Raw genomic sequence first — 18,634 nt, forward strand, 5'->3', positions numbered from 1 at the left:
TCCGTAACTTAGTGCATACTAAACTTTACGATTATGAAAATTTTATTTTTTATTATCTTCCTCTTAATGGTACAATCATGTACAACAAAAAAGTATATTCAGAAACGACAGCTGCCTGAAGGAATAAAATCAGCTACCGAAGAAATATATGTAGTAGAAAATAATCAGAAAAAGCTTTTGCACAAAAAGCAAATGGTCTTTACTAGAAATGGCCGCATCAAATACTCCAAAACTGTCGATTCATTAGGCAACCTATTGCAAGAAACCAAAAAGAAATTATGGTTTGAAGTGGAATTGTATCCAGATAGAGAACCTTATTACTGTAAAACACGTTGGAAACCGAATCACCGTGAACGTATCAGCTGCTACACTAAAAAACAATACAAAGAAAACGAAGCCATTTATCATTATAATACAGATGGAACTATTGATAAAATAGTCGATAATTTTACAACTTTCAACACCCAGTATTTTTATTATACGAACAAAGAACTTTCTAAAATTGTTATTAAGAACAAAAAGGATACACTTATTGACGAAGTTTTAATATCCTGTGAAACCAAAGATGTAAAAGGTACTTGTTTAAAAGAGATTAGAATTTCGAATAAAACAAACAATAAAGAAGAGATACTCTTCTCCCCGAATTATGATTAACCTGTTGGGTGTAATTAGTTGGCAAAGATAAATTTTAATCGGTTCGAGTAATTTTCGGAAAAAGCGAACAGCATTTTTCAAATAATGTTTCATCAATTGATCAAGGAATAACATCAACAACTTGGCGAAAATTTGCCTCAAATGGTTTCCACTGGCACTCCTTTGCAACGAGTGCCAATTTTAATTTATAGCACAATCGTAGCGTTTGCAACGCGGTTTTTTAATACTTTTATAAAACCAAAAAACTTCTTTATTTTTTAAAATCTAATAAAATGAATCCCAAAGTTGATGCCTTTATAAACAATGCCAAAAAATGGCAACCCGAAATAGCGCAATTGCGATTATTGTTGCTCGATTGCGGGCTAACCGAAGAATTTAAGTGGCGAAATCCTTGTTACACTTTTCAAGGAAATAATGTTGTTCTTATAGGTAGTTTTAAAGAGTATTGTGCGCTTAGTTTTTTCAAAGGGACTTTGCTACAAGACAGCAATGGTCTTCTAAGTAAACCGGGAGAAAACAGTCAGGCTATGCGTTTTTTTAAGTTTACTAATCTGGAAGGAATCATAGAACAGCAATCTATAATCAAAGCCTATATTTATGAAGCCATTGAAATTGAAAAAGCGGGCTTGAAAGTGATTTTTAAAAGCAATACAGAACTTGAATTGGTGGAAGAATTACAAATTGCATTAGACAAAAATCCTTCTTTAAAATTTGCTTTTAAAGCCTTAACACCGGGACGGCAGCGAGCCTACAATCTGTATTTTTCGGCTGCCAAACAATCCAAAACTCGGGAAACGAGAATAGAAAATTACATTCCGCGAATTCTTGACGGAAAAGGATTCAATGATTGCATTTGTGGGTTGTCTAAAAAAATGCCCACCTGCGACGGTTCACACAAATACATTCGAGGAGAAAATAAATGACAATCTACAACATTTTTTGCTTTGGTTATTATGAAAATGAAACGGAATCAATAGCCCTGATGGAAGCGGCATCCTCGCAGCGTAGCGCAGAGATACAGCGGACAGCAGGACCGTTCGTCTTTGAAAAAACCATTCGTTCTGCTTCTAATAAACAGCATGCCCTACCCGTTCATAACTCCTACAGATTTCTTTTTAATACCAATTTCTAAATTCCTAATTTGCGCCCTTAAATTAGAAGGAAAAAATGAAGGTCTGTATTGCCGAGAAACCAAGTGTAGCACGCGAAATCGCATCCGTTTTAGGAGCCAATACCAAGCACGACGGGTATTACGAAGGCAATGGCTATGCCGTAACCTACATTTATGCACCTTAAAAGGACCGAACGATTACAGACCTCAGCTAGTACGAGCATTTTGCTCGGTACCCACAAATAAAACACAAGAAACTACAACCCTAAAAGTTGTAGTTTTTGGAGCTGTTTTTTCTTTTAATACAGGATTTAACAAAAAACAAACCTATACTTTCTGGAAAATCAAAATCCTTTATTTCAGCAGCAATTTGTGTACGAAATTTTGAAGCATCAAAACGAGTGATGATCCCCGTACTACTTTTCCCTTCAAGACTGTTTTTCCAAAAAGTAGCCACATCCTTTCCCACCGGATTTATGGTTCCTAGTCCTGTAATTACAACTCGTTTCATTTCATTTTATTTTTTGGAAGTAAAAAGCTCACCATTTTTTCAACATATGGTGAAATAATTAAGATGGCAGGGATCACTATTAAATATGCTACTAACCAAGATTTTAGCCAAACAGCTAAATGCAAATGAGCCCAACCAAGGTTTATCGTTATCAATGTAAAGGAAATAATTCCCGTTGTAACGATTCCCATTATCAATGCAAATGCAATTTTTTCTTTCATGGATTCTATTTTTTAAAATATCTGGATATTATATTACGAAGTCATTTCCTGAACTCTTGTTTGGTTCATTAGTTGAAATGCTTCTTCTGGAGAAGACAGGTACAAACGATACATATCTTCAGTTTGTCCAACTCTAATTTCAAATTCATTCTGTTCTAGTCCCGCAACAAACTGTTCCGCTACTACAGTTGGCGAAATACCATTTTTCCCTCCAATAGGTGCAGATAATTCAGTATCTACCAAGGGTGGCATTAATTCAAAAACAGCTACTTTAGTTTCTTGTTTCAAAGCCAAACGCAAGGATTGCGTATAAGAATGCAGCGCTGCTTTACTGGCGGAATAAGTAACCAAACTACCTGGAACAAATGCTACCACAGAGGAAACATTTACTATAGCGGCACTTGCCTGCTTTTTCAACAAAGGCAATAATTTTTCATTTAATCGAATAACAGAGAGATAATTAGTAAGCATTTCATCTTCTGCTTTTTCATAAGCGTTTACATTTTCGGCTGTAATATCATATATCAAAGCACGTCCAGCATTGTTGATCACTATATTAAGCTGTGGAAAATCATTGTTGATTTGTTTTACCAGACGCTCTACATCGTCAGGATTACTTACATCCGAAACGATGGCACTTACGTTTTTTAGCTTTGCCGCAGCTTGTTTGAGACGCTCTTCATTACGTCCTGTAATGATAACGTGATTTCCTTTTTCAGATAATAATTTGGCTATTTCAAAGCCGATACCTGCACTTCCTCCTGAGATTAAAACGGTGTTATTTGTTGTTTTCATTTTTATTGATTGTTTTAAAACATACCGATTGGTATATTTTTAATTAAAAATTTTTTATTCTACAATTTCTTCATTAATAATTTTAACGATTCTATCTAAAGCTAGATATAAATTATCCGGTTTATTTGCCATTTTAGAAAGCAATATACCGCCTTCAATTAGCATTATAAATGTATTAGCATAATCCTTTGGATTAATTTCTTTGTTAAACTCTTTTTTTTCAATGCCTAATTCAATGATTTTTGCCACTTTATTAGCCCAATGCATAAACGAAAGTTGAACTGTGGTTTTCATAAAAGGCATCGCATCGTCCGCTTCTGTCGCTGAATTTAGTAATGGGCATCCCCCTTTTTCAAAAATTGAAAACCAATTATTTCGATAAAAATCAATAAATGCAATAAGTTGGCGGTATGCCTTATTTTCTACCGAAATAACCTCATCTACTTTCTTTGATAATTCTTCTGAACTATGCTTGAACACAGCAATAACAACCTCTTCTTTATTTTTAAAATTCCCATATATGCTTCCTTTTGTAAGTCCGGTTGCAGCTGTAATATCAGACAAAGACGTTCCTGCATATCCATTTTTATTAAAAAGGGAGGCTGTTTTTTCTATGATCAGTTGACGTGTTTGTTCTGCTTTTGACATTTTAAAAAGATAATACTATAAATTTATTGGGCAAAGATACTAAATAATACCGAACGGTATATTATTTTTTATAAAAAAATTACACTAATCGCAGATATGCAAAAACTGTTAAAGGAGGAACGAAGCAACTAGGACTTAATATTAAAAGTTTAATATAAAAATACTGTCTAAAAGCAGTTTATAACAAACTTGATCTTTCAGAAATAACTCGCTCCTACCCGTTCATAACTCCTACAGATTTCTTTTTAATACCAATTTCTAAATTCCTAATTTGCGCCCTTAAATTAGAAGGAAAAAATGAAGGTCTGTATTGCCGAGAAACCAAGTGTAGCACGCGAAATCGCATCCGTTTTAGGAGCCAATACCAAGCACGACGGGTATTACGAAGGCAATGGTTATCAGGTAACGTACACTTTTGGGCATTTATGCACCTTGAAAGAACCGAACGATTATAAGCCCCACTGGAAAAGTTGGGATTTGAACAACCTGCCCATGCTTCCCGACAAATTTGAAACCAAAGTGGTGGAAAATTCGGGTATTCAAAAGCAATTTAAAATCATAAAAAGCCTGTTTGACAAAGCCGATTTGGTCATCAACTGCGGGGATGCCGGGCAAGAGGGAGAACTCATTCAGCGCTGGGTCATGAACGAAGCCCAGTACAAAGGCGAGGTACAACGCTTATGGATTTCATCCCTGACCACAGAAGCCATCAAAGAAGGTTTTGAGAACTTGAAACCATCCGCCAATTACGATAATTTATACTATGCAGGATTTTCCAGAGCCATTGGCGACTGGTTACTCGGTATGAATGCCACCCGTTTGTACACCGTAAAACACGGCGGATACAAACAAGTATTGTCTATCGGTCGAGTACAAACCCCAACTTTGGCCATGGTCGTGGACCGATTCAAAGAGATTGAGAATTTCAAGCCGCAACCGTATTGGGAATTACAAACTTTATATCGAGAGACGCTTTTTAGTTATGAGGAAGGACGCTTTTTAAAGAAAGAAGATGGAGAAATTTTGGCCAATAAAGTCAAGGAGAGTGATTTCGAAATTGTTTCTGTCGAAAAAAAGAATGGCAATGAGTTTGCGCCTAAGCTTTTTGATTTAACAGGCTTGCAAGTGTATTGCAATACAAAATTTGGCTTTACGGCAGATGAAACGCTTAAAATTGTCCAGACTTTATATGAACAAAAAGTGGTCACATACCCTAGAGTTGACACCACATTTTTACCAAACGACATCTATCCAAAAGTACCCGGTATCCTGCAAAATTTAACCAATTATGCTGTGTTGACGCAACCACTTTTAGGAAAAAGGATCAAAAAATCGACCAAAGTTTTCAACGATAAAAAAGTAACCGATCACCACGCGATTATTCCAACGGGGATTCAAACCAACTTGCAATACAATCAGCAGCAAGTGTATGACATAATTACCAAGCGATTTATTGCCGTATTTTATGACGATTGTTTGGTTGCCAATACTACCGTTATAGGGAAAGCTGCCGATGTAGCTTTCAAAACAACCGGAAAAGAAATCTTAAAAAAAGGCTTTCGAATAGTTTTCGAAGACGCCAAAGAAAAAGAAAAAGAAAAAGAAAAAGAAGCTGACATCTTGCCAAGCTTTGTTGTAGGCGAAAAAGGACCACACGAACCCTCGTTTTCAGAAAAGGAAACTAAGCCGCCCAATCAGTTTACGGAGGCCACTTTGTTACGGGCCATGGAAACCGCGGGCAAACAGGTTGATGATGAAGATTTACGTGAATTGATGAAAGAAAACGGTATTGGGCGTCCTTCAACACGAGCCAATATTATTGAAACCCTTTTTAGACGCCAATACATTGTTCGAAACAAAAAACAGGTATTGCCAACGCAAACGGGAATTCAACTGATTGACACCATTCAAAATGACTTGGTAAAGTCGGCTGAACTCACGGGTTCCTGGGAAAAGCAGTTGAAAGATATTGAAAAAGGGACTTTTACCGCCGCCGCGTTTATCAACAATATGAAACGCATGGTTGAAGTCTTGGTGTATGAAGTGCGCAGTGAAACCAGACGTGCCAATATTTCGCATGCAGGAAGCGTTCAAAAAGAAGTTGCTAAAGTAGAGAAAAAGAAAGCAGCAGGAATTTTGGCGGAAGCCTGTCCGAAATGCAAAAAAGCAACACTTATCAAAGGAAAATCGGCTTATGGTTGTGGCGATTATAAAGCAGGTTGCATGTTTCTATTGCCTTACACTTTTGCGGAGAAAAAAATATCAGAGAACCAATACTTACGATTACTTCAAAAAGGTTCTACCTTAAACTTGAAAGACTTTAAAACCGATGCCGGTATTGTGGAAGGTTTGCTCCGCTTTGATGAAAATTTCAAACTCAAGTTAGAACCGAAGAAAACGGAAGCGAAAGCCATTCCAGACGAATTAGTCTGTCCGAAATGTCAAAAAGGAACCGTTCTGAAGGGAAAAACCGCTTATGGTTGTAGCAACTATAAATTGGGATGTGATTTCAAAGTTACATTTGATGTGGTCAGAGCGAAACTAAAAGATCAAAAACCTACTAAAGAATTGGTTTATACTATTTTGAAAGAAAGCGGAAATAATTCCTAATTTCTCATTAACGATTTTTGATTTCTGATTTGGGTTAATAAATTAGTAGATTGTCAATTTAAGAGATCTATAATATCTGAAATGCTTGGCCAGTTCGCTATCGCTCGGGTCAAAAATCGTTAATCTAAAATCAAAAATCTTTCTATTCTATTTTTTTATAATTTAGCATTTCAAAATAACACCAAATATTTACACCAATGTTTCAAAAAATAACTTTTACCCTACTTTTGTTAGCAATTGTTTCCTGTAAAAACTCAGATTCAAATGAAAAAGATAAAATCAAAGTAGCACGCTGGCTACTGGGAAACTGGGAAAACAATTCTGCTGATGGAAACCTGACGGAAAATTGGAAAAAAGTAAATGACAGTACTTTTGAAGCACAGTCCTATTACATTAAAGAAAAAGACACCTTGCATTTTGAAATCATAATATTAAAACAAAAAGGAGAAGAATTGACTTATAATGCAGCCGTAAAAGGACAAAACGATGACAAACCGGTTTCTTTTAAATTAACAACTGCAACTGAGAAACAATTGGTTTTTCAAAATATAAAACACGATTACCCTCAAAAAATCAGTTATACCCAAATTACTCCTGACAGTTTGGTGGCTAAAATTTCAGGAATTCAACAAGGGAAACCAAGTTCAGAACAGTTTTCGATGAAAAAAACCAAATAAAAATATACCATTTCACATTAAAATTACAACCTTGCTATAGAAAAGCAAGGTTTTTTTATGCCTAAAATTATGGAAATCATCTTGTTAAAATATTATTTTTAATTAGTCTAAATAATACTTGTTAAATAAAAATTAAATTTTACTTTTGCTTTATTCTTATTTGTTCTAAATAAGCATTAACTCATTTAATTTTTAACCATGAACTATTTAAAACAACGAATACCTCAATTTATTTTTCTCTCCTGTCTGCTGCTACTTTCTATAACTACCGCTTTTGCCCAAAACTCCGGTAGCATAAAAGGAACCATTTTAACTAGCGACAACAAACCCGCCGAAGGAGTTTCAATTTCTATAAAAGGAGCAAACAAAAATACTATTGCAGATAACAATGGAACTTTTATACTAAAAAACATATCCGAGGGAGCTCATATCCTAAAAGTTACTTTGGTTGGGTATAATGACTTAGAGCAAGAAGTAAAAATTACTACTGGGGAAATTACTGCAGTTGCATTACAACTTACCTTATCAAACAATGAATTGAATCAAGTAGTGGTTTTGAGTAACAAAAGCGCTTTCAAAACGAATCGTGTTTCATCAACACTTCGTTTGCAATCGCCTATTATTGAGATTCCGCAAAACATACAAGTCATAACAGGAAAACTTATTCAAGACCAACAAATTTTTGATATGCTGGAAGGTGTGACCCGCAATGTGAGTGGCGCTACAAGAGTGGAACATTGGGATAATTATGCCAATATTACCATGAGAGGGAGTCAAGTGGCCGCTTTTAGAAACGGAATGAATATCAGTTCCACGTGGGGACCGCTTACCGAGGATATGAGTATGGTGGAACGTATCGAATTTGTCAAAGGTCCTGCAGGATTTATGCTCGCAAACGGTAACCCGAGCGGTTTTTATAATGTAGTTACCAAAAAACCAAGCGGACGTGCCAAAGGCGAAGCGAGCGTAACGCTGGGAAGTTTTGATAGGTATAGAGGAACATTAGATTTTGATGGAAAACTGACCAAAAACGGAAAATTATTGTACCGTATCAATGTAATGGGTGAAAAGAAAAGGAATTACCGTGATTTTGATTTTAATGATCGCTACACATTTGCTCCGGTACTTAAATATTTGGCAACCGATAAAACAGCAATAACACTGGAATACACGCAGCAATTTTCTAAAGTAAATGCAGTTGGTGCCAATTATGTTTTTTCGCACAGAGGTTATGTTGATTTACCCAGAAGTTTCTCAACATCAGAAGCTAATTTAGATCCTACAAAAATGACAGAAAGAAATATTCTTGCCATTTTAGATCATAAAATAAGCGACAAATGGAAGTTTACTGCTCAAACATCTTACCTTAATTACCAACAAGAAGGAATGTCATTGTGGCCCACTGGCTTTGACCCAACCAACGATGCGATTCTTAAACGTGCTGGGGGAAATTGGGATATTTTAGGAAAAATCTATGTTGGACAAGCTTTTATAAATGGTGAAGCTACAACAGGATCCGTTACCCACAAAATACTATCGGGATTGGATTTAAGTGACAAAACATTTTTTCATGACTGGTCACAATATTTTACTATGTCTGACTTAGACATTTACAATCCGGTACACGGAACACTGGCTGCCTCCCCTACTTTTGACAGAAGTAAAAGTCTGGAAGATAGAGGTGTGAAATACCAAAACAGTTACAAAGCGCTATATGTACAGGATGAATTGGGTTTCTTTGACAATAAACTTAGATTAACATTGGCAGGAAGATATACGATACTTAAAGCGTATAATGTTTACTCCGGAGGTACTAAAAACGAAAAATTTACACCAAGAGTTGGATTGAGTTATTCTATAGATAAAAACACAGCCGCCTATTTTGTAAACGATCAATCTTTTAATGAGAACTACGGTACGAACTGGCAAGGCCAATCTTTTAAACCTCAAACTGGAGGAAATATAGAATTTGGTTTAAAAAGAGACTGGTTAAACGGAAAATGGAATTCAGTTGTTTCCGTTTACCAAATTACCAAAAACAATGTACTGACACTAGATCCGGAACATTCATCCGGAACGCAACAATTCAGTAGAGAAAGCGGACAACAAAAAACAAAAGGCTTTGAGGTAGATATCAGAGGAGAAATCTTCAAAAACTTAGATCTTATTGTTAACTATGCTTTTACGGAAGGAAAAACAACCAAAGATACTGATCAATCACTTGTAGGAACTCAAGTAGCCGGAACTACAAGACACATTCAAAATGCCTGGTTGAATTATAAAATAGACAGAGGAACGCTAAATGGAGTTGGTTTTTCATTAGGATACCAATACCAAGTAAAAAGAGCACCATGGTATATTTCGCCGGATAATAGCGGAATGCTTCCAGACTATTTCCGATTGGACGGAGGTGTTACGTACCAAAAAAACAAAATATCAGTCAACCTTGTTGTCAATAATATCTTGAACAAATACTTGTATTCTGGAGGATATTATAGCTATAGCGATATGTATTACTGGCAAGCAGAAGCGGGAACCAACATGCGCTTATCTGTTGCATATAAATTTTAGAGTTAGTTAGTTTTGTTTGTTTCACTAAACTCCTCATTTCGGTGGGGAGTTTTATCTATTTTTAATGAAAAATAATAATTGGAAAAAAAGGATTGGAAAAATACACCTATGGCTGGGTTTATCATCGGGCATAATTGTTTTTATAATTGCCATTACTGGTTGTTTGTATGCCTTTCAGGAAGAAATACAAAATAGTACCGAAGAATATCGTTTTGTAAAAGAACAGGAGGATGCTTTTTTGCCGCCTTCAAAATTAGCTTTAATTGCTAAAAAAGAACTTCCTGATAAACTACTCCATGCCATAAAATACAACGAAAAAAATAATGCCGCAGGAGCTGAATTTTTTCATTATGAACCCACGTATTACTACACAGTCTTTATAAACCCTTATACAGGACAAGTTTTGAAAACAGTAAACAATGAGGAAGGATTCTTTCCTTTTATACTTGATGGACATTTCTACCTTTGGTTGCCCCATGAAATTGGTCAAACAGTTGTGGCATCGGCGACATTAGTATTTCTGCTACTGCTAGTTTCGGGTCTAATTCTTTGGTACCCAAAAAACAAGAATGCCGCGAAACAGCGCTTTTGGTTCAAATGGAAAAAAGGTACAAAGTGGAAACGAAAAAACTACGATTTGCATAATATTACTGGTTTTTATGTGCTTATAATCGGAATTATTTTCGCCATTACGGGTTTAGTATGGGGATTTCAATGGTTTGCATACTCTTATTATAAAGTATCCGGTGGCGAAAAATCATTACTATATCAAGAACCGCTTTCTAAAATAAATACAAAGACAGCAGCTAATACAGTCGCAAACCCATTGGATAAAATTTGGCATCAAATGCAAAAAGAATATCCTCAAGCGGAATCCATTGAAATACACCCGCCAGAAAAAGCTGCTTCTCCAATAGCTGCCAATGCTAATTCAGACAAAGGAACCTATTGGAAAATAGATTACCGTTATTTTAATCAATATAGCTTGAAAGAAATGAATGTTTCCCATTTATGGGGCAGACAGAAAGAAGCTAAAATTGCCGATAACCTGATGAAAATGAATTATGACATTCACACAGGAGCAATATTAGGTTTACCCGGAAAAATATTTGCATTCCTATTTAGTTTACTCATTGCGAGTCTTCCAATATCCGGATTCTACATTTGGTGGGGACGAAATAAAAAAAAGAAAAACACAACTATCCCTGTTTAATACAATGTAAAAAATCATAATTGAAAAATTTAAGTAATGGCTTTAAACCTTTCAGTTATTTTTATATCTAAATAACATAATTGAAAAATCAGCAGTGCTTTTTTGAATTAAAATATGTGAGACAAGTTTTAAAAAAATACAATAAAATTTTCTCTTTAATAGGTTAAATAATAATTGATATTATAATATTAATTTTTACATTTGCGTTATTTTTATTTATTCTAAATAACCAAGTTAAACAAACACACTTTCCCTATTAATAAGAACCTTTATAAAAAATTTATGAAAAAGAATCTTTTTATTTCTTTTGCGTTAGTCGCTACTTTATTTGTTAGTGCACAGCAAAAAAACACACTTTTGGAGCAGTCTTTTTGGAAAACAGCACCAGATGTAAACGCAGTTAAAGCTGAAATAGCAAAAGGAAATAGCCCGTCAGCATCAACCCCAAATGCTTTTGATGTAACCGTTATGGCAATTAATAATGATGCGCCTGCGGCCACTATAAAGTTTTTATTGGATCAACCTGGAAACGAAGTCACTAAATCTACACACGACAACCGCATTTATTTACACTGGGCGGCTAATAAAGGAAATCTAGAAATAGTAGAATACCTTATAGCCAAAGGATCAGACATTAACTTGGAAGACAGCCAAGGAACAACCCCAATTACATTTGCAGCCAATAGCGGTCAAAACAATACCGCTGTTTATGAGGCTTTTTTTAAAGCTGGAATAGACCCTAAGAAAAAATACAGAGACGGAGTAAACCTATTGCTTATGGCTATTCCTTTTGACAAAGACGGTACACTTTCTAACTATTTCGTTTCGAAAGGATTGTCTCTTACAGCTATTGATTCCGATGGTAATACTGCCTTTAATTATGCCGCAAGAACAGGTAATGTAGCACTTTTAAAAATGCTGTTAGAAAAAGGAGTAAAATACAATGATAATGCGCTACTTATTGCAGCACAAGGTTCCCGTAGGGAGGCAAACACTCTTGAGACCTACAAATACTTGGTAGAGGAATTAAAAATAAAACCGACAGTAACAAGTAAAACAGGAGAGACAGTACTTCATTTTCTAGTAAGTAAACCAAAACAAACCGAAATCATTAACTACTTTTTGTCCAAAGGAGTAGATGTTAATAAAGCCGATAACGAAGGAAATACGACATTAATGGTTGCTGCCGCTTCCAGAGAAATTGCTGCATTAGAACTGTTATTGCCAATTGTAAAAAACAACAATATGCAAAATAGCAAAGGTGAGTCGGCATTGACAATGGCAGTGAAGTCAGGAACTCCTGAAGCAGTAACACTTCTTTTAAATAAAGGTGCAGCTATAAACGTTCAAGACAAAGATGGAAACAACTTAGGATATTACTTAATCCAGTCATACAGACCGCAAATGGGAATGGGTCGTGGACCAGAAGCGGCTAATGCACCAAAACAAGATCCTTTTGCTGCTAAAATGAAATTACTTCAGGATAAAGGATTAAACTTAGCCGCTCCTCAAAAAGACGGCAGTACGCTATACCACTTCGCTGTAGCCAAAAATGATTTAACTTTACTAAAAAAAATTGCCGATTTAAACATCGATGTAAATGCAAAAAACAAAAATGGTTTAACAGCGTTGCACAAAGCAGCGATGATTTCTAAAGACGATACCATCTTAAAATACTTAGTGTCTATCGGTGCCAAAAAAGACATTAACACCGATTTTGACGAAAGCGCATATGCATTGTCAAAAGAAAATGAGTCTTTAACAAAAAACAACGTATCTCTAGAATTTTTAAAATAATATTATGAAATGAGCATGACCGTAAATTGGTCGCGAACACCAATGAACATATGCGAATTCCATATTCCATTAAAAAACAAATAATATCTACATATGAAGTCAATACTAAAAATAGGCCTAACAGGTGCCCTACTATGCCTTTTATCTTTCCAAGCTGCTGCACAAACCAGTAAATACAAATGCATGCTCCAAATGTCCAACTATATGGGAGAAGGCGCATATATTGTGGTTTCACTTCTAAACGCCAAGGGCGAATATGACAAAACATTATATGTAATGGGTGACGATAAAAAATGGTACAAAACACTTAAAGAATGGCATAAATTCTATTCTAAAAAACTTTCGGATATCAGTGCCAAAACAGGAGCTTCAGTAACTGGCGGTGACCGCAGCATAACCACCTTAGAAATTGAAGATGTTAAAATCAACAAAGGGTATAAATTGCGATTTGAAACAGCAGTAGAAGATCATAAATATTACACCGCTGATTTAGAAATCCCTCTTACCAGCCAAGGAATGGCTGAAAAAACAGAAGGTAAAGGCTATATCCGTTACGTAAGATTAAGCAAAATTTAAATTTTGAACTTTTTTTATCTGCGAAAATCTGCAAAATCTGCGTGCTATTATTTTCACGCAGATTTCGCAGATTTTCGCAGATTTTTTTAAAAAAATAAATGCTTTTAATGTAAAACTTAGAGCAGTATAATTTTGTAAAAAAGCTTGAAAATAAAGTCAGAAAAGCAAATCTGTTTTTATTTTTACCAATCAACAATTCCTAAAATACAATTACATCAATGACTCTTTCTTTTTGGCGTTACACACACTTGGCTTTGGCTGTTTTTTCTGCTGCATTTTTAATATTGGCATCGGTAACTGGTGTCATACTCGCAGTCGATGCCATACAGGAGAAAACACCGCCATACAAAGTAGAAAATTTTGAAAAAATAACGCTTGGAGAAACCTTGCCTGTATTAAAAAAAATCTATCCTGAAATAACAGAATTAAGTGTAGACCACAATCAATTTGTGACGCTAAAAGGTATTGATCAGGAAGACAATGATGTTAATGCCTATATTAATCCCAAAACCGGAAAAATAATAGGCACACCCCTAAAAAAAAGTGACTTTATCCAATGGACTACAGCGCTCCACCGCTCTTTATTTTTGAAAGAAACCGGGCGTTTTTTTGTTGGTTTTATTTCCTTTTTGTTGATATTGATTTCCATTTCGGGTTTTGCTCTGGTTCTTAACAGGCAAAGAGGCCTACGCAATTTCTTTTCTAAAGTTATTAAAGACTATTTTGCTCAATATTATCATGTTGTACTGGGTAGATTGGCGTTAATTCCCATTCTGATAATTGCCCTTTCGGGAACGTATTTAACCTTGGAAAAGTTTAACTTTTTCATCGATAAAACAGATTCAGAAGAAAAAACCGAAATGGCAGCAACCACGCCAGTTTCAAAAAAAGATGCTAATTCGTCAGTATTTAAAAACACACTTCTGGCTGATGTTCAAAAAATTGAATTCCCTTTTTCGGATGAACCAGAGGAATATTATATCATTACACTAAAAGATCGACAAATAGAAGTCAACCAAATTACTGGTGCAATAGTAAGTGAAACTCCTTTTCCAATGAGAACTTTAGTGTCGGATTTGAGTCTTGATTTGCATACTGGGAGAGCAAGTATTTTATGGGCGATAATTTTAGCAATAGCAAGTTTAAACATTTTGTTTTTTATCTACTCCGGTTTTGCCATGACTTTAAAACGAAGATCGAGTCGCATTAAAAATAAGTACAAACCTGAAGACAGTACATTCATTTTACTGGTAGGTTCCGAAAATGGCAGTTCATTACTATTTGCCAATGCTATTCACAAACAATTGCTTGCCAACGGAAAAAAAGTTTTCCTTACCGAATTGAATAATTATTCGGTTTATCCAAAAGCAGAACATCTTATCGTATTTACCTCAACCCACGGATTGGGAGATCCGCCTTCTAATGCAAACAAATTTATATCGCTGATAAACAAAACCGAACAAAATCAAAAAATCAATGTTTCGGTAGTTGGTTTTGGCTCGAAAGCCTATCCTGATTTTTGTGGTTTTGCCCGTGACATTGATGTCTTATTGGCAAAACAAAGTTGGGCTGAACGCTTTATAGAATTACAGACCGTAAATGACAAATCAGCTGAAGAATTTGTAGGCTGGGTAAAATTATGGAGTGCCAAAACAGGAATTCCTCTTTCGGCTACACCATCATTATACAATCATGTTCCAAAAGGGTTGCAAAAACTGATGGTACTCGATAAAACTGCCATTTCTGATACGGAACATACGTTTTTACTCACATTACGAGCTAGTATGAGCGCTAAATTCACTTCGGGTGACCTCTTGGCTATTTATCCAGCAAACGACACACGAGAACGCCTCTACTCTATCGGAAATCACAACGGCAACATACAATTAGTGGTAAAACTGCATCCTTCTGGTTTGGGTTCAGGGTATTTATATGATGTTGAACCTGGTTCGATTATAAAAGCACGAATCCTTAAAAATGCTGCTTTTCACTTCCCGAAAAAAGCATCCAAGGTGGCGCTAATTTCAAATGGAACCGGTATCGCTCCCTTTCTGGGAATGATGGAACAAAATAAGAAAAAGACAGCCATTCATTTGTATTGTGGCTTTCGAAAAGCAACTGAAACTGTTTTAGGGTATGAAAAATTTGCAGCTGAAATGATTCAAAAACATCAACTTAAAAGTTTTCATGTGGCTTTATCTCGCGAAGCTAACCATCATTATGTAATGGATTTAATCAAACGAGATGCTGATTTTTTTATGGATTTACTAACGCAGGGAGGCGTTATAATGATTTGCGGTTCACTTGCCATGCAACAGGATGTAGAATTTGCACTTGATGCGCTTTGTCTTGCAAGAGCAACTATGAGAATTGCTGAATATAAAGCCAATGGACAAGTGTTGACGGATTGTTATTAAGTCCTCTCCCCAGCCCTCTCCGAAGGAGAGGCAGCCAAAACTGGATAAAATAAAAGCCAATAATGTTTTTATATAAATATATGGATTGGTTATTGCTCTGCGTGAGTGATGGAAGTGGAGCTCTTTTTAGGAGAGGCTTTTTTTGCCTCTCCTAAAAAAGCGGGAACGTAGAGCACGACCCGAAGTTTTTACGCAGGGGCACGCCCAAATTATTTTAACACTGAATTTTATGTCTAGAAAATACTTCTTTTTGCTGATTACGATACTTTTTGTGAGTCAAGGAAGTAGTGCACAAATCTTAAGAAAAAGAACCACCTTACTTATGGGCGGTCGATTTGACATTACCATTGTAGCAAAGGATTCGCTATCGGCAGAACAAAACATAGACGCTGTAATTGCAGAAATTTCAAGAATCGAAAATTTGATATCCGACTGGAAATCGGTCTCGCAGGTATCTGAAGTGAACCAAAATGCGGGTATTCGGCCAGTGAAAGTGGATAAAGAAGTTTTTGAATTAACGCAAAGAGCGATTCGGTTTTCTGAAATTACCAATGGCGGTTTTGATATCAGTTTTGCGGCAATGGATAAAATCTGGAAGTTTGACGGTTCCATGACGGCGATGCCTTCGGCGGAAGCCATTAAGAAATCGGTTGAAAAAGTGGGCTATAAAAATATAATCTTGGATACTGTTCAATCCACCATTTTTCTGAAACTAAAAGGGATGAAAATTGGATTTGGCGCATTAGGAGAAGGATATGCCACCGATAAATGCCGGGATATGATGCTTGCAAAAGGGATTAAAGCCGGGATTATAAACGGATCAGGGGATATGAGTACTTGGGGGAAACAGCCTAATGGTAAAGCTTGGAAAATCGGTATTACGAATCCCTTTCATCCTGAAAAACTTTTAGCTGTTGTTCCATTAAAACAAGATGCTGTAACCACTTCAGGCAGCTATGAAAAATTTGTTGTTTTTGACGGAAAACGCTATTCTCATATTATCAATCCGGCAACGGGTTATCCCGCTACAGGCTTATGTAGTGTGACCGTTTTTGGACCGAATGCAGAAACGGCAAACGGATTGAGTACCTCGTTGATGGTTTTAGGAAAAACAGCAGGACTGCTTCTGCTAAACAAATACCCAGATTATAGTTGTTTAATGATTACGGATGATGGAAAAGTGGTGAAATCAAAAAACTTTCGAATCAAAAAATTTAAGGCGCGGCTTTAATTACTTTATCCTTTAAATTGCCACAAAGACAAACTCAGTATTTGTGGTGCTAAATGGTAAATTCAATTTTCCTCTGTAATTTGATTGACCATCAAAATCATAATGACTCCTAAAAAAGCCATTATCAAAAAGGCCCATTTCATACTTAAGATTTCAGAAATAAATCCGACCATTGGCGGTACAATCAAAAACCCAAGATAGCCAATAGTAGAAATAGAGGTAAGTGCATTGCCATTACTCAAGCCTTTTGATTTTCCAGCGATACTAAAAATCAATGGAACGACGCAGGAAACACCTATTCCGATCAAGAAATAACCTACTATCGTGGAATAAATAAAGGGCAATAAAAAACAAATTAAAAATCCTGTTGTGATAAAAACACCGCTGATTAATAATATTTGTTTGATACCAAATTTCATTACCGCAAAATCTCCCAAAAAGCGCCCTAAAGTAACTGCTGTCATAAAAAACACAAAAGCTGCAGTGGTTAGTTTTGGCGAAGCATGCAATATATTTTGAAAATAGATTCCACTCCAGTCGTACATCGTATTTTCGCAAGCCATAGCAACAAAACAGATTAGAGCAAACTTAATCAGATTTTTATCGGGCATCGAAAAGAATTTTCTTTTCTCTTGTAAAGGTTCTGTTTGAATGGTCATCGGATAAAAACAAGCTGTAATCGCCATCATAGCAACACTTATTCCGAGTAAATGATACGATGGCGCTATATTTTGAGTTACCATTACATACCCTAAACCTGCTCCTGCAAATCCTGCCAAACTCCAAACTGCATGAAAAGTAGTCATAATCGATTTTGGATACAATTTTTGAACTTCTAAAGCTTGTGCGTTCATTGATAAATTCAGAATATTTCGGGAAGCCCCAAATAATAAAAGAATAATTACTAATTGCCAAACAAAAGCGGTAAAACCCGGTAAAGCCAAGAAAAAATTAAATAAAATCGCACCCAATAACATACAATAACGACTACTATACTTATTTAGCAATCTTCCTGTAAAAGGCATTGTTAGTATCAAACCGATTGGAAATGCGAATAAAACGGCTCCAAATTGTGCTTCGCTTAAATGCAATTGCGCTTTGATACTAGGAATACGAGATGCCCAAGAAGAATATCCAAATCCCGAGACGAAAAAAAACACTGTGTTTGCTAATCTAAATCCTTTTGGGGAATTCATTACATTTTTAAAATAGGATACAATCATTTTAAGGAATAGTTCAATTTATTTCGACTGCAAAATTAAGGTTTTTTAAGCCTTTTTTATAGGAAATACTATTAACCTCCAGTTTTTCAACTCACTTAACAAATAAGAGAACAGTGCCACCGAAAAGTTAGCTCACAGAACCGGAGTTTACATTATTGTTTTAACAAAAATTAACATAAAAAGATTTTCAAACTCTTTTCAGAGCCCTAATTTCAGAATTTACAGAAGCAAAACAATAATATGACCGAGGAAAAGACCAAAAAACAGGAAGTTATCTACAAAAAAAGCTATTTACTAAAAACATAAATATTTGAAAAACAATCAATTAAATACACATTAAAACTTTATTAATATTTAATCTAAATAAGTTTTGTTAATT

At 35.5% G+C, this 18,634-nt stretch carries 16 protein-coding genes; 11 read left to right on the top strand and 5 right to left on the bottom strand.

Annotation, left to right across the window (positions count from 1 at the left end):
- Positions 1-33: 33 nt before the first annotated feature.
- The 3 genes from ACM55K_RS04210 (at position 34) to ACM55K_RS04220 (ending at position 1,950) form a co-directional block, all read left to right on the top strand.
- The gene (locus ACM55K_RS04210) at positions 34-654 is read left to right on the top strand and encodes a hypothetical protein (RefSeq protein ID WP_416848997.1); all 621 of its coding nucleotides are present in this window, start codon (positions 34-36) and stop codon (positions 652-654) included.
- Between the two features lie 272 nt (positions 655-926).
- A complete protein-coding gene (locus ACM55K_RS04215) occupies positions 927-1,577 on the top strand; it encodes a DUF1801 domain-containing protein (protein WP_416848998.1) in 651 nt (216 codons plus the stop codon).
- A 244-nt stretch (positions 1,578-1,821) separates the two neighbouring features.
- The gene (locus ACM55K_RS04220) at positions 1,822-1,950 is read left to right on the top strand and encodes a hypothetical protein (protein ID WP_416849487.1); all 129 of its coding nucleotides are present in this window, start codon (positions 1,822-1,824) and stop codon (positions 1,948-1,950) included.
- A gap of 80 nt (positions 1,951-2,030) precedes the next feature.
- On the opposite strand, the gene ACM55K_RS04225 is transcribed toward ACM55K_RS04220, so the two are convergent.
- From ACM55K_RS04225 to ACM55K_RS04240, 4 genes are read right to left on the bottom strand one after another with little or no spacing between them, the layout of a single operon-like run.
- Entirely contained in the window at positions 2,031-2,276 is a 246-nt protein-coding gene (locus ACM55K_RS04225) for a beta-ketoacyl synthase N-terminal-like domain-containing protein (RefSeq protein WP_416848999.1), read from the bottom strand.
- Complete coding sequence (locus ACM55K_RS04230) at positions 2,273-2,497, bottom strand: DUF2798 domain-containing protein (protein ID WP_416849000.1); 225 nt, start codon at positions 2,495-2,497, stop codon at positions 2,273-2,275. The genes ACM55K_RS04225 and ACM55K_RS04230 overlap by 4 nt, the downstream gene beginning before the upstream one ends.
- Before the next feature lie 33 nt (positions 2,498-2,530).
- Complete coding sequence (locus tag ACM55K_RS04235; RefSeq protein ID WP_416849001.1) at positions 2,531-3,292, bottom strand: SDR family oxidoreductase; 762 nt, start codon at positions 3,290-3,292, stop codon at positions 2,531-2,533.
- A 54-nt stretch (positions 3,293-3,346) separates the two neighbouring features.
- A complete protein-coding gene (locus tag ACM55K_RS04240; RefSeq protein ID WP_416849002.1) occupies positions 3,347-3,940 on the bottom strand; it encodes a TetR/AcrR family transcriptional regulator in 594 nt (197 codons plus the stop codon).
- Between the two features lie 297 nt (positions 3,941-4,237).
- Here ACM55K_RS04240 and ACM55K_RS04245 point away from each other — a divergent pair, with 297 nt between their 5' ends.
- The 8 genes from ACM55K_RS04245 (at position 4,238) to ACM55K_RS04280 (ending at position 17,032) form a co-directional block, all read left to right on the top strand.
- Positions 4,238-6,550 carry a DNA topoisomerase 3 gene (locus ACM55K_RS04245; RefSeq protein ID WP_416849003.1) on the top strand — a complete coding sequence of 771 codons (2,313 nt, stop codon included), beginning with the start codon at positions 4,238-4,240 and terminating at the stop codon, positions 6,548-6,550.
- 197 nt (positions 6,551-6,747) lie between these two features.
- Complete coding sequence (locus ACM55K_RS04250) at positions 6,748-7,227, top strand: DUF6265 family protein (protein ID WP_416849004.1); 480 nt, start codon at positions 6,748-6,750, stop codon at positions 7,225-7,227.
- A 198-nt stretch (positions 7,228-7,425) separates the two neighbouring features.
- On the top strand, positions 7,426-9,798 hold the full coding sequence (locus ACM55K_RS04255; protein ID WP_416849005.1) for a TonB-dependent siderophore receptor: 2,373 nt from the start codon (positions 7,426-7,428) through the stop codon (positions 9,796-9,798).
- 64 nt (positions 9,799-9,862) lie between these two features.
- Positions 9,863-11,011, top strand: coding sequence for a PepSY-associated TM helix domain-containing protein (locus ACM55K_RS04260; protein ID WP_416849006.1), 1,149 nt, complete (start codon positions 9,863-9,865; stop codon positions 11,009-11,011).
- A 282-nt stretch (positions 11,012-11,293) separates the two neighbouring features.
- Positions 11,294-12,808 carry an ankyrin repeat domain-containing protein gene (locus tag ACM55K_RS04265; protein WP_416849007.1) on the top strand — a complete coding sequence of 505 codons (1,515 nt, stop codon included), beginning with the start codon at positions 11,294-11,296 and terminating at the stop codon, positions 12,806-12,808.
- A gap of 93 nt (positions 12,809-12,901) precedes the next feature.
- The gene (locus tag ACM55K_RS04270) at positions 12,902-13,384 is read left to right on the top strand and encodes a DUF2271 domain-containing protein (RefSeq protein WP_416849008.1); all 483 of its coding nucleotides are present in this window, start codon (positions 12,902-12,904) and stop codon (positions 13,382-13,384) included.
- 218 nt (positions 13,385-13,602) lie between these two features.
- Positions 13,603-15,801 (top strand): PepSY domain-containing protein, encoded by a 2,199-nt coding sequence (locus ACM55K_RS04275; RefSeq protein ID WP_416849009.1) that lies wholly within the window; start codon positions 13,603-13,605, stop codon positions 15,799-15,801.
- Between the two features lie 229 nt (positions 15,802-16,030).
- On the top strand, positions 16,031-17,032 hold the full coding sequence (locus ACM55K_RS04280; RefSeq protein ID WP_416849010.1) for an FAD:protein FMN transferase: 1,002 nt from the start codon (positions 16,031-16,033) through the stop codon (positions 17,030-17,032).
- A 62-nt stretch (positions 17,033-17,094) separates the two neighbouring features.
- On the opposite strand, the gene ACM55K_RS04285 is transcribed toward ACM55K_RS04280, so the two are convergent.
- Positions 17,095-18,255 (bottom strand): MFS transporter, encoded by a 1,161-nt coding sequence (locus tag ACM55K_RS04285; protein WP_416849011.1) that lies wholly within the window; start codon positions 18,253-18,255, stop codon positions 17,095-17,097.
- Positions 18,256-18,634 lie beyond the last annotated feature (379 nt).

It is taken from the genome of Flavobacterium arabinosi, assembly GCF_048158725.1.
Classification (GTDB): domain Bacteria; phylum Bacteroidota; class Bacteroidia; order Flavobacteriales; family Flavobacteriaceae; genus Flavobacterium; species Flavobacterium arabinosi.